Annotated in this window: 11 protein-coding genes; 9 read left to right on the top strand and 2 right to left on the bottom strand. The window is 60.7% G+C overall.

What is annotated here, in order from left to right; all coding sequences use genetic code 11:
* Positions 1–486: 486 nt before the first annotated feature.
* Both SX1_RS23155 and SX1_RS20430 read right to left on the bottom strand, forming a co-directional pair.
* A complete protein-coding gene (locus tag SX1_RS23155; RefSeq protein ID WP_019054577.1) occupies positions 487–2,049 on the bottom strand; it encodes a class I adenylate-forming enzyme family protein in 1,563 nt (520 codons plus the stop codon).
* Between the two features lie 5 nt (positions 2,050–2,054).
* The gene (locus SX1_RS20430) at positions 2,055–3,290 is read right to left on the bottom strand and encodes a thiolase family protein (protein ID WP_026149998.1); all 1,236 of its coding nucleotides are present in this window, start codon (positions 3,288–3,290) and stop codon (positions 2,055–2,057) included.
* A gap of 182 nt (positions 3,291–3,472) precedes the next feature.
* Between SX1_RS20430 and SX1_RS23605 the strand changes: the two genes are divergently transcribed.
* The 9 genes from SX1_RS23605 to SX1_RS20475 all read left to right on the top strand — a co-directional run bounded on the left by SX1_RS23605 (position 3,473) and on the right by SX1_RS20475 (position 12,943).
* Positions 3,473–4,708, top strand: a complete 1,236-nt coding sequence (locus SX1_RS23605) for an MFS transporter (protein ID WP_026149999.1) — start codon at positions 3,473–3,475, stop codon at positions 4,706–4,708.
* Between the two features lie 108 nt (positions 4,709–4,816).
* Positions 4,817–5,701, top strand: a complete 885-nt coding sequence (locus SX1_RS20440; protein WP_026150000.1) for an SMP-30/gluconolactonase/LRE family protein — start codon at positions 4,817–4,819, stop codon at positions 5,699–5,701.
* Positions 5,702–5,708: 7 nt separating this feature from the next.
* The gene (locus tag SX1_RS20445) at positions 5,709–6,554 is read left to right on the top strand and encodes an SDR family NAD(P)-dependent oxidoreductase (protein ID WP_019054581.1); all 846 of its coding nucleotides are present in this window, start codon (positions 5,709–5,711) and stop codon (positions 6,552–6,554) included.
* Between the two features lie 58 nt (positions 6,555–6,612).
* The gene (locus SX1_RS23165) at positions 6,613–8,856 is read left to right on the top strand and encodes a TonB-dependent receptor (RefSeq protein WP_167539655.1); all 2,244 of its coding nucleotides are present in this window, start codon (positions 6,613–6,615) and stop codon (positions 8,854–8,856) included.
* 361 nt (positions 8,857–9,217) lie between these two features.
* The gene (locus SX1_RS20455) at positions 9,218–9,718 is read left to right on the top strand and encodes a DUF3489 domain-containing protein (protein ID WP_019054583.1); all 501 of its coding nucleotides are present in this window, start codon (positions 9,218–9,220) and stop codon (positions 9,716–9,718) included.
* The gene (locus tag SX1_RS20460; protein ID WP_019054584.1) at positions 9,718–10,125 is read left to right on the top strand and encodes a DUF2924 domain-containing protein; all 408 of its coding nucleotides are present in this window, start codon (positions 9,718–9,720) and stop codon (positions 10,123–10,125) included. The genes SX1_RS20455 and SX1_RS20460 overlap by 1 nt, the downstream gene beginning before the upstream one ends.
* Positions 10,122–11,765, top strand: coding sequence for a recombinase family protein (locus SX1_RS20465; RefSeq protein WP_019054585.1), 1,644 nt, complete (start codon positions 10,122–10,124; stop codon positions 11,763–11,765). Before SX1_RS20460 ends, SX1_RS20465 begins: the two co-directional genes overlap by 4 nt.
* A gap of 179 nt (positions 11,766–11,944) precedes the next feature.
* Positions 11,945–12,388: an SRPBCC family protein gene (locus SX1_RS20470; RefSeq protein WP_019054586.1), complete on the top strand. Its 444-nt coding sequence runs from the start codon at positions 11,945–11,947 to the stop codon at positions 12,386–12,388.
* A 264-nt stretch (positions 12,389–12,652) separates the two neighbouring features.
* The gene (locus SX1_RS20475; RefSeq protein WP_019054587.1) at positions 12,653–12,943 is read left to right on the top strand and encodes a hypothetical protein; all 291 of its coding nucleotides are present in this window, start codon (positions 12,653–12,655) and stop codon (positions 12,941–12,943) included.
* The last annotated feature ends 139 nt before the right edge of the window (positions 12,944–13,082 follow it).

The raw sequence follows: 13,082 nt of genomic DNA on the forward strand, positions 1-13,082 counted from the left end.
CAACTTCTCGTGTCGCGGCAACGCGTCCCGCCCAGCACCGAGCAGCGAGAGGTTCTGAAGGTCTAAGGGGCTGACCTGTCGATCAACGTTCAGAAGTGTCGGCCGTTTCGCGCACTTCTTGCCAGGATCCAATTATGTAAGGCAATCAGCCAGCCGTAAATTAGAATGCGCGGACACCTGAGAATATCTGCTCGACGATCGTGTCGCCTGAAAGGCCGTTTCTCGTTGTCCGACCCATCGATCGGCTCCCCTGAGCGCCCTCTCGAACGTCGCAACCTTCCTTATCGGGCTTCGGCCACGCGAAGCGATCTGCAATGAGCACGTGCATGCACAACTGTTCGCCGAAGCGCTAAGGAGGCCGTTCGCAGCTAAACGCTATTAGACTCACATGGTATTGCCATGCAGTACCGGACAGAGGGTCTGACGCGTGCGTAACCGGGGTTCGCGGCGGTTTGGGGACGGGCACGCGACATGGTGATTACCACACTAGCTGGGTGGTGGACCCAGCCGCGACCCGTTTTGGGCACTCATTGTATTCACAAATTTATCACGGACCGCATGCTTCAGTATCTTGCCCAGCGGGCTTTTCGGCAGATCGCTCCAAATTTGGATCGACTTCGGGGTCTTTATGGGACCGAGGTTGGACTGCAGGTGATTTTTCAACTCTTCAGGTTTTAAATCTTGTCCAGGGCGGAGTTTGACGGCGGCGACCACCATTTCACCCCAATAGCTGTCGGGGACGCCGACAACGGCGCATTCAGCCACTGCCGGATGGTCGTTGAGCATTGCTTCAACCTCAGACGGATACACATTGAAACCGCCAGAATTGATCATGTCCTTCTTCCGATCCACGATATGAAGGAATCCGTCTTCGTCTATGCAACCCAGGTCGCCAGTTAGAACGAACTCGTCGACTAGAGTCGTTTCGGTCTGCAGGGGATCCCGGAAGTAACCAGTCATGTTAAGGTCACTAGAAACGCAGATCTCTCCGATCTCGTCGACGTCTGCGAGAAACCCGTCGTCCCTACGGATTTCCACAACGTTGCCAAACGTCGGTCGCCCGCAGGCAGACAGTCGCCTCTCGTTGGCAATTTGACCGTTGAGGTCCCCATCGACGTAATGATCTTGAGGTCGCATAAGCGCAATGAAGGTGTGGCATTCGGTCTGGCCATAAATTTGTGTCATAACAGGTCCGAAGACGCGAAGGGCTTCCCTGAGGCGCGGCACCGCCATCGGAGCCGCGCCGTAGAACAGATTGCGCAGGGACGTGTAGTCACGCGCTTCCGCCCCAGGGTGGTCCAGCAGCTTGTAGACAGCAGTCGGGGGTAGAAAGGTCGTGGTCACCCGATGCTTTTCGATCAGCGCGATGAACTGTTCTGGATCGACGCCGTTCGCGATGACTAGGCGCCCGCCGGAGGCGAGGATCGGAAGCGCGAACATGCCCGCTGCATGTGTCAGTGGGGTAGCCAGAAGCATAACGGCGTCCTGCATGGGCAGCTCGCACGCGAACTTCTGCACGAACGCGTTGAGCGCCCTCCAGCTGAGCTCCACGCCTTTGGGAGCACCGGTCGTACCCCCAGTCGTCAAAAGCCATGCGGTATCGCTCAGGCGCGGCTCCTGCCGGCGTTTTGAGACCGATGGCAGATCGGCGCCGGCGGTCAGCTGGGCTAGCTCGATGAAGCCTACGCCGGGTGAGGATCGCCGCACCTCGTCGATAACCCCGGCCAGCTTAGGATGGAATACAAGGCTCGAGCATTCGAAGCGAGACAAGATTCCGGAAATCTCGGCGGGTGTGCCGGCGGCGGACACGGGGACATACGTCGCGCCTGTGGCCAATATCCCATAAGGAGCGATCAGCGCCTCGGCGCTGTTCGGAGCTGCTACGCCGACGCGGGTCCCGCGCCCAACGCCGGCGTCGCTCAGTCGGGCCGCGACGCGCTCGATGCGGCCGATGAATTCGTCGAAGTCCAGCCGACGATCACCGTCCACGATGGCAACACCGGTGGCGGTCCGCCGCTGCCCGCGGCGCAGTAGTTGGAGGATGCTCATGCCTGCTACCTGCTCAGAACCGTGACGACCGTAGCGCCCTCTTCAACGCCCACAAAGCCGCCACCGTTCTCCTGCAAGGCTACCCGAGTTCCCTCCACCTGCCGCCTGCCCGCCTCACCTCGCAGTTGGGTCGTCAGCTCAAAGATCTGGCCCAGGCCCGTGGCGCCGATCGGATGGCCTTTCGACTCGAGTCCTCCTGATGGGTTGATCGGAATACGACCGCCCAACGCCGTCGCACCCGACTCGGCAAGGTGGCCGCCACCGCCCGTTTCGCAAATGCCCAGCATCTCGGACATGAAGAGTTCGCCGAACGCGGCGGCGTCGTGGACTTCCGCGACCTGCACTTCTTCCGGCCCAATGCCGGCGATCGAATAGGCGTCCCGCGCAGCGCGACGCACGAGATGGTCATCCAAATCGCCCCAGCGGCGCGTCGTTGCCGACTTCAGAACGCATGCGTCGATCCGCACCGCGCGGGATCGCGCACCGATTCGGTCAAGTGTCCGTTCCCCGCAGACGATCGCCGCCGCGCCGCCATCACTCAACGGTGCGCACATCGGCACTGTTAGTGGGTAGCCTAAGGGACGGCCTGCTAGCACCTCATCGACGGTCATCGGATTTTTGTAGTGGCATCGATCGTTTAGCGAGGCGTGACCATGGTTCTTCGATGCGATGATCGCCAACTGGCGCTGAGTCGTGCCGAAGTTCGCCATGTGTGCACGGCATTTTGCGGCGTAGATGTCCATGAACTTTGTGCGATGTCCGTCGCCGGAGGGTCCGGTAATTCCCGCTCCTTCCGCGTCGAGGTCCGCAAGCGTCTCCTGCGCCGTCTCAACGTCGAGACCACCATCGAACGCAGCCATAACTTTGGCGCGGCGCGCCGGATCGTTAAACACCATTTTCTCTGCGCCAATAGCGAGCGCAACATCGGAGGCGCCCGAGCGTATCTGATCTACAGCGAGCCAGAATGCTGTGGAGGCAGATGCGCAGCCGTTCTCCACGTTCACAATCGGGATGCCCTCAACTCCCGCGTGGCGGAGCGCGATCTGGCCCGGAACTGAGGTCTGCCCCTCGACGATGGGCTGAAAAGCGTTCGAGAAGAAGGCGGTGTCGATATCGGAGGCATCCAGCCCGCAGTCGCCGATCGCCTCCAGAAGCGCGGACCGAGTCAGGGTCTTTACGCTGCTGGCTGGATCCGGCCCGAACCGGGTCATGCCGACCCCAACGATGTATACTGCGGACACGGCTGCTCCTTACCCAATTAGGTTGCGGGAGCGATGTAGAGCCCGCCCCTCGATAGCGACTTAGCTTTGGGAATTCCGTCCGTCCCCTCCCGCAACGGGGGGGGGCGCCCCTCCGATCTAAGGATAGAGATGAGGCTGCGGACCATAGCACGCGAGCGGGCAAGGTCCCGAGAGGAGAGGATATGGCATCGGTTCAATCGCGACTTGCGTCGGGTGGCGTCGGACAAAACGAGTTTGCGAGAGGCTGGATGTTGCTGCTGGGCTCGTTCCTCGGCATCAGTATCGGGATCATCGTAATCCCCTCTCCCGCGATAGGGGTCTTTCTGCGCGACCTGCAGGTCGAGTTCGGTTGGACCCGCGCGCAGATCTCACTCGGACCGACGATCCTAATTGGTACGCTTGCATTCGCCGTGCCGTTACTGGGCTGGGTAGTCGATCGCGTCCATCCGCGCCTGATCGTCGCGGTCTCGCTCAGCGCACTTGCGATATCACTCTATCTCTTCAGTCGGCTCACCAACGACATAAGGCTCTTCTATGCAGGTTTTGCGGCGATGGCTGTGACCGCCAGCGGCTCTGCGACAGTCGTCTATGCGCGCGTCCTTAGTAGCAGCTTCTTCCGTCATCGCGGGCTTGCGCTTGGGCTGGCTATGACGGGGGGCGGTATAACTGGCGTGCTCCTCCCGCTGCTGCTCACGCCCTACGCTGCCGAGAACGGATGGCGCGCCGGCTTTGTCGCGCTCGCGCTCGTCGTGGCGGTCGCCACCCCGGCCGTCATTTTCCTGATGGGCGGGACGGCCGCCACGGCGTCGCCCCGGAGCAACTCCAGCACTTCGTTAGGCGACGCGGTCGGAGACCGCGCCTTTTGGCTCATGCTGATCTGCGCCGGCCTTATCCCCTTCGCAGTTAGCGGGCTCCAGCTTCACCTAATTACTTACCTCGCGGACATGGGTATGACGCTAAAGGAGGCGGGTCTCATCGCGAGCGTCAGCGGCGCGTCGCTCGCAATCGCGCGAGTTCTGACTGGCTATTTGATCGATCGCATCCACGCACCGTGGGTCGCGGCCGCAGTGATGGCCTTTAGTGCGCTAGGCCTTACTGCTATGACCCTGCTTGGCCCGTCGGCGGCCATGCTAGGAGCGGTCGCGATAGGCGTGGCTATGGGCGCAGAGCTCGACCTGATCGGCTACATGACCGCGCGCTACTTCGGTCTTGACCGCTTTGGACGCATTTACGGCATACAGTATTCTGCCGTGCTAGTGGGCGCTGCAAGCTCACCGTTCGTCTACGGTTGGATTGCCGACACCACCGGGACGTACCAGGCTGCATTAATCGGCGCATCAGTGCTTCTGAGCCTCTGCAGCGCGCTGTTTCTCGCGCTCCCACGTATGGTCCCTTCGATGGCTGCGCCGGTACTCTAATACTTTCCCTCCCCCTCCCGCGACGGGAGGGGCGATCCTCCTCAAGTCGCCGTAGCATTGCTCGAAAGCGAATTCCGGTCTCAGCCGGCGCACGAAGAGAGGAAGAGCATGAAACTGACTTCAGACCTGCTGGCCAAAGGGTTTATCTTTCCGGAAACGCCACGCTGGCACGCCGGCCGTCAGGCATTTTACTTCGTCGACATTGATGACGGCAAGCTTTTCGAGCTCAAGGGTGGCGAGGTCCGCATGCTCAGTAAGCAACGAGACATGATCTCCGGCATGGCCTTCGACGATGCTGACGGGTTTTTCGTGGCCTCAGTATTCGACCGCAAGATCCTGCACCTCAAGAATTGGCTGTCCGGCACGCGCGAGGTCACGGAAATCGCGGACTGCTCGACGATTGCAGAGAATATGATCAACGACATGGTGCGTAGCCCGCGCGGAGACTTCTACGTCGACACCATCAACTATGACGCGTTTGCGAGCTTTGAGGGTAAAGCCGAGAAAAAGCGCAGCCCGCTGCTACGCGTTACTACGGAGGGCGAAGTGGGTAGCGCGTCAGATGCCACCTTCTTCGCTAACGGAAGCGTGATTTTTCCCGGTGAGGACCGGCTGCTTACCGCCGACACCTATGACGCCTGCGTCTACGCCTTCTCGATCAATGGAGACGGATCGCTAGGGCCGGCGACGATATTCGCCGATCTACCTGGCGAAATGCCAGACGGCATGTGCGGCGATGTCCGAGGCGGTCTCTGGGTGGCCACCAGGAACCGCGTCATCAGGGTCATCGAAGGCGGCGAGATCACCGACGAGGTGAACACCGGTGATCATATTGCGAGCGCCTGCGCGCTCGGCGGAGCAGACGGGCGAACGCTATTGATCACTGCTTCCGAGGGGCATGACCGCCGCCATCTCTGGTCAGCCACTACAGGCGTCCTGCTCACAGCCGAGGTAGAGATACCCGGAGCCGGACTGCCTTCCCTCTATGACTAAGAGTGCAATGCGGCTGGCTGGAAAGCGCGCCCTTATCACCGGTGGCACTAGCGGCATGGGACGCGGCGTGGTTACACGCTTCATCGACGAGGGCGCGCAGGTCGTATTCTGCGGTCGCAACGTCTCGGCCGGTCGAACGGTGGAGGATGAAACCGGGGGCCGAGCCCGCTTCGTCCGCGCCGACGTGACGCAGGACGCCGATGTCCGCGAACTTGTCGAGCGGGCAGCTGAGCTGCTCGGTGGCATCGACTGCCTTTTCAACAACGCCGCGGAGGCAGAGTACACGCCCTTTCTCGAGGTAACTAGTAACATGCTTCGTGAAAGCATGTGGTCGGTCTTCGGTAGCGTCGTTCTCGTGTCGCAGCACGTTGCACGCTTGATGATTGAGCAGAGGGGCGGGGTGATCCTGCAGAATGGGAGTACTGCGGCGCACCGAGCCAACTCCTCGCCAGCGCTCTACAGCGCTCTTAAGGCAGCAGTTTGCCATCTCACGCGCTGTCTAGCCATGGAGTTCGCTCCGTACGGCATTCGAGTGAACGCGATCTCTCCGGGGGCAGTCGTGACGCCGATCTTCCAAACGATGTTTGGTTTGGATCACCTTGATCCGGAAGAGGCCCTTCGCCGCATCGCGGCGGTGACAAGTAACTTGACTCCACTAGGCCGGGGCGGGACTGCCTCAGACATAGCCTCGGCGGCAGTTTACCTCGCCAGCGATGAGGCCAGCTACGTCACAGGCCATGATCTGGTGGTTGACGGCGGTCTGACCGCCGGCCTGACCCCCCGCCTACGCGAAGCGCATCTCGCGTCAATTCGGCAGGCACTGAGCGCTTTCGAAGGCGAAGCGGGCGACTAATCGCGACATCATGGCAAATACAAAAAAAAAGGAATTGAAAATGAGGGAGGGATATCAAATGAAGTATCTGTTTCTGGCTGCTACAGCGCTGGGCTGTGTCTCAATGGCGGGCGTCGCCCATGGACAGGCTATCGCCGAACCATCGCAAGCAGGCCCTGAAACGCCTGTGCTGGGTGGCGACCAGACCGACCAGCAGGGTGGCTTGGCCGACATCGTCGTCACTGCTCAGCGCCGGTCGGAGCGCCTACAGGACATCCCGATGGCGATCACGGCTCTCAGTGGTGAGTTGTTGGAGAGGTCGCCGGTTACGAACTTGGTCGACGTTCAGACCTCGGTGCCAAACCTGAACATCTCGCCGCGCCTAGGTTCCGGCGTCGTTGCTATCCGTGGCATCGGCTTCGGCGTGTTGACCGCCGGCGCGGAGGGGAGCGTTGCGCTGCACAGGGATGGCGTATACCAGTCGCGGCCATTCGCTGCGCTCTCAGGGCTGTTCGACGTGGATCGCATCGAGGTAGCGCGGGGGCCGCAGGGCACTCTCTATGGCCGTAACGCCACGGGCGGCGCTATCAACATCATTTCGAAACGACCCTCCACCAAGGCGTCCGGATACATGGACTTGGCTTATGGCAATTACGGCGACTTGTCCGTCGAAGGAGCCTTCGGCGGAGCGCTGGTTGCCGACCGGCTGCTGGCTCGAGTTTCAGCGCGGGTCCAAGAGCGCGACGGCTACGGAACCAATCTCACAAACGGCCGCGACATCGATGACCTGAAGACCCGCGCCATCAGGGGTATGCTCGAGTTCCGTCCAAGCGATAGTACTAATTTCCTACTGCAGGGCGACTATTTCAAGCGTGACGACAAGGCTGGCGCGACTCATTTCCGCAGATGCGTCCAAACGCCATGCGGTCCCAATGCCGCGACCAACCGCGGGTTCCCCATACCCGCCGATCCGCGTGACGTGTTTTCTGACATCGACCCAGTCAACATTTCGGAAGACTACGGCATTTCCCTTCGCTCGGAGCTCGATTTATCGTTCGCTGACCTTACGTCTTTGACGGCATTCCGAGAGGGGTCCTTAGAGGCCGTGTTCGATCAGGAGGGAACTGCCCAGCCTGGGCAGAACACACGCGAGGAAGACTACAAGACGTTCTCGCAGGAACTGCAGCTCGGCCGCAGCAGTGGGTCGCTCGACTGGATTGTCGGCCTATACTATTTTCACGAGAAAAACTTCGCACGTGCCAACGGGCTTTTCCCACCCTTTCTCGCAGCGATAATAAGCCAGTACTTCCAGGGCGGGAGGGTCGAGACCAATGCCTACGCGGCATTCGGCGAGCTGAGCTACCACGTCACGCCGAAACTGACGCTGATCGTGGGAGGACGGTATTCTAAGGAGAGCAAGCGCATCATGGATGAGCGGACCTTCCTAAGGGGCCCGACAGGACCAATTACCGCGCGGCAGGCGGCGCCAACCCCGGATGTGCCTTGCACAGTCTGCCTTGGCCTCCCGGATAAGGTATCGTTCAGTTCCTTCTCACCGAAATTTGGGGCGCGATACCAGTTCAGTAACAACCAGCAGATCTACGCCACAGCACAGAAGGGGTTCAAAAGCGGCGGATTCGCTATTGGCGCAGTTGCGCCGGCTTTCGATCCTGAGACGATCTGGAGCTACGAGGCTGGACTTAAAGCGAGCTGGTTCGACCGTGCACTTACAACCAATCTTGCGGTTTACCATTACGACTATAAGGGCCTCCAGCTGGGCCAAGCCATCTCTACTGCAACGGTGGTGACAAATGCGGCGCAGGCGAAGGTCGATGGCGTGGAATTGGAAGCTCGCTTGGCGATCGGTAAGAACTTCAGCATCGACGGGTTCGGCGCGTATAACCATGCCCGCTTTACGTCTTACAACTCACGAAACCCAGCCATCACGGGCTCTCCAATTCTGGATCTTTCCGGTAATCTGCTTCCGAACGCGCCAAAGTGGTCGGGGAAAATCGGCGCCCAGTATGAAGCCCCGGTCTTTGGTGGATCGCTGACGGTCCGCGGCGAGCTGTTCGTGTCCTCCCGCGTCTTCTTCACGGAGTTCAACAACGAAAGCAACGGTCAACGATCGTACCAGTTGGCGAATGCCAACATCCGTTACGAGGGCGCGGACGATTGGTACCTTAGCCTGTACATGAACAATATCTTTGACAAGACGGTGATTGCCGGGTCTGCCGTATTCACGCCCCTCGTAGGCGCAATCATAAATGAACAGTACCTTCCGCCGCGGACTTACGGAATCCGAGTTGGCAAGAAGTTTTAGTCCAATGAGGTCCGGCAGGGCAGGGAACACTCTGCCGGACCATTTCCTGTAGATTTCGCCTGCGCAGGCTGACTAGACCGGGTGCATAGGATTTGATGCTGAGCGAGCACCGTGTTTGCAGAAGACATAGTCGCAAAGGGACGACCGGACCTGTGAGTTCGGTTCGAGTCCTTCTTCTATTTCGCCGCTGAGCTGCACATCAACAAAAGGCTGAGGTTCTCGACTGGACTTCCCCCGCAACCAGAGCAAACACCTCACCCAGCGGCCGCGAACCGGTCGGCGTGCCCCCAAGCATCGCTAGCGGGGCTGCAGGTGGTGGGAGCGGCAATGGTGCCGCTCATCCTGAACAGGAGCCACTATCATGCCCAAGCTCAGCGACACTCAAGCGATCCTGCTGATTCATGCCGCACAGCGTGAGAGTTCAAGCCTCTATCCCCTGCCCGCATCGATGGCAGGAAAACCGCTCACGAAGCCCATCGCCGCTCTTCTGAGGCAAGGCCTGCTCGAGGAGCGCAAGACCCGCGAGAAGACTGCAATCCACCGATCGGACGATGAGCTGACCTATGGCCTCTTCATCACAAAAGCAGGTCTCGCCGCAGTAAACATCGGCAGCGACGTTGACGAACCCGAGCTCACTCGGAACGAAGCCCCGCCTCCCCTCCCCCGGCAGAACAAGTCCGACCTCGTCTGCTCGCTGCTTGCCCGCGCCGACGGCGCCACCCTTGCCGAGCTGGTGGATGCAACAGGCTGGCTCCCGCACAGCACTCGAGCGGCTCTCACCGGTCTTCGGAAGAAGGGCGTCGCCATCGCTCGGTTCAGCCGCGACGGCGCGACCTGCTATCGTAGCGATGTCTCCGCCTAATGGACGTCGAGCAGGAAGTTGCCCGGCTGGAGAGCCTGTCTCTGGCTGAGCTTCGAACGCAGTGGGCACGTATCACGAACTCAGCGGTGCCGAAGGTGAGTGCAAGGATGCTCCGGCTGGCGGTTGCCTGGGAACTACAGGCACGCGCCTATGGCGGCCTCTCGCGCGAAACGATCCGAAAGCTGGATCAAATCGGCCGCGGCCTCACGCAGACCTCTCCCGCTCGCCCAGGGATGCGGCTTGCACGCGAGTGGAACGGGCGGCTGCACGTCGTCACCGTTGGTGAAGACAAGGTCATCAGGTGGGAGGAGCGTGAGTATCGCTCGCTCAGTGAGGTCGCCCGAGCGATTACCGGCACTCGCTGGTCCGGCCCTGCATTCTTCGGCCTGAAGAAGAAAGCAGCATGAAGCGGACCCGCTGCGCCATCTACACCCGCAAGTCGAGCGATGAGGGGCTGGAGCAGGCGTTCAACAGCCTCGATGCACAAAGAGAGGCCTGCTCTGCCTACATCCTCTCGCAGGCGAGCGAGGGCTGGTCGGAACTATCGGAGCGCTATGACGATGGCGGGCTTTCGGGCGGCACTCTCGAGCGTCCTGCCATCCAGCGCCTGCTCTCGGACATTGCGAGCGGCAGGATCGACATTGTGGTCGTCTACAAGGTGGACCGCCTCACCCGGTCGTTGCTCGACTTCTCAAAGCTGGTGGAGGCGTTCGACAAGGCAGGCGTCTCCTTCGTCTCCGTCACGCAGTCGTTCAACACCACCACCAGCATGGGCCGGCTCACACTCAACATGCTGCTCTCCTTCGCTCAGTTCGAGCGTGAGGTGACTGCCGAGCGGATCCGGGACAAGATTGCGGCCTCGAAGGCCAAGGGCATGTGGATGGGCGGTATTCCTCCCCTCGGGTACAGAGCCGATGGACGAAGCCTTGCCGTTGTCGATGAACATGCCGCCCTCGTCCGCCGCATCTTCGACCGCTATCTGGAACTCCGCAGCGTGCGGCTGCTTGCCGATGAGCTGCAAGCACAAGACGTGGCCGTGCCTCGGCGCTCCACGGCGAGCGGCAAGGCGCTTGGTGGCGGCTCGTTCTCGCGAGGACAGCTGTACCACATCCTCAGCCGAGTAACGTATGTCGGCGACATCCCTCACCGGGACATCACCTATCCTGGTAATCATCCACCCATCATTGACCGGGAGACGTTCGCTAGAGCTCAGCAGCTGCTGGCGGGGAACAACGCCGGCGTTGGTACCCGGCACTCGACCAATCGGAGCATCCTCGCAGGTAGGATCTTCGATGCTGACAGCGAGGCGCTCCTGGCGGTCCACACGCTGAAGGCAAAGGTGAGGTATCGCTACTATGTGAGCCGGGCTCTCCACCACAAACAATCGGACACCGGCATGCGCATCCCTGCTCGCGAGATTGAGGCGTTGGTGTCGGCCCGCCTCGTCGAAATATTGAACGATCCGATGGAGCTTCTGGCGACAGGCTGGCTCAACGTGCCGCCCGACGAGCTCAACCTGTTTTCTGCCAGGTGCCGGGAAGTTGCTGCCGAGGTTCAGCTGGGTAACAGGTCCGTTCTAACGGCGCTCGTCACCCGGGTTCAGGTGCTTGCCGATCGGGTGGAGATCATGTGCGACGTAAACGAGCTTGCAGCTGCGCTGCGCGTGGCACGGCCTGAGGCAGGGGCGACCGCCATCACCCTCCACGCGGATGTTCGAGTGACGCGATCGGGAAGAGTGTTGAGACTTGTGCAAGGCGGCCGGCCGTCGACAGGCCAGATCGACGGATCCTTGGTGAAGATGCTGGTTCGGGCGCGGCGCTGGTGGGCTGAGCTTCGCACGGGCGACATCGACGTGAGTACAATCGCCACCCGCGAAGGGATCACCAGGTCCTATGTGTGCCGGGTGGTACGGCTGGCATTCTTGTCGCCCGAAATGATCGAGGCGGTGCTTCTGGGTAGCCAGGACGCCGCTATGACCGTGGCAAAGCTGGTGAGGAGCGATGCCATCGCCGCAAGCTGGAGTGACCAGAAGCGGATGGTGAGCTAGCAGACGAGATGTTCATGGTGGGCTTGATCATGGCGACAGCGCCATAGAAAGACTGCACTGTTTGGGTGTCCACCCGCCCCGCCTCGCAATTCGCAGCGGCCATGCAGCTTCACGATCATATGAGCGGCTGCTTATAATCGGCTAAAGCTCACCACCCTGAGCATAAGGAGGAAACAAAGATGCCGAATACTGTCAAACTGCATCGCGTTCTCGCCGCGCGCCCAACGAAAGTTTACCGTGCCTTCCTTGAGCCGGACGCAATCGCCAGCTGGCTGCCGCCGTTCGGCTTTGTCTGCACCGTTCACGAACTCGAAGCGCGCGAAGGTGGCAGGCATAGGATGTCGTTCCGAAACTTCACGACCGGTGTCAGTCACTCCTTCGGCGGTGAGTATGTCGAACTCGTCCCGGACGAGAAGCTCATCTACACCGACCGCTTCGATGACCCCGCACTGCCGGGCGAGATGAGTGTATCGGTAACGCTGACCGCCGTATCAGTTGGCACCGAGCTCACGATCGAACAGCAAGGCATTCCTGACGCTATCCCGGTCGAGGCCTGCTACCTCGGCTGGCAGGAATCGCTCCGCAAGCTCGCCAAGCTCGTCGAGCCCGAAATCAATCAGTAGCGGCCGCAGGTTTGGAGCGAGCAGGATTGCCGTCGCCGTGGAAGCCGACCGTTGAACCCGCGGCGCCAAGACCCAGATGCGTTCAGGTCCGCTGCGGCTCATGCTGGAAAGTGCACGCTGGCTCATCTCAACCGCGAGCCTCCTTCGGCGGTAGCGACCCAACATCTCACCGGCACGAGGTGGCCGTGTCGTAGCCTAAGCGCTCCAGACGGACCCGACTTCCGATTTCGACGTTGATCACCGCGATTAGGTCAGGAGTGAACAATGGAGATCGTCCGGCTACCCGTTGGCGAACAAGCGCCAGTTGATGCTGACTGCATCCGAATTGAGGAAGTGGCCGGATCAACCTTCAAGCTGACCGCCTCCGCATTGTGCGTCGGTTCTGATGACGGCGACTCCGTGTCGATTGTCGATGGTCCAGCCTTTGACAGCATCGAAAAGGCCGAAGCAGCCGGCACGGCTTGGGCAACGAACGTGGGTGTCGAGCGCCTGTTCGTCAGTACGGGCACGCTGGAACAGCCGCTGGAGGTCATAGAGATCGACAAGCCACTGTAAGGTAGCCAGCCGAGCATCTGTGGCGGACGAGACCGGAATTCGGCGTTCCTCAGGCCTTGGCGCTCCAGCGGAAGCAGACGTCCGTTCCTGCCAGTTCAAGTGCCACCTTCATGACTTCCGTCGGTTAGTCCCGCAGCCT

The organism is Sphingobium xenophagum NBRC 107872 (assembly GCF_000367345.1).
GTDB lineage: Bacteria > Pseudomonadota > Alphaproteobacteria > Sphingomonadales > Sphingomonadaceae > Sphingobium > Sphingobium xenophagum.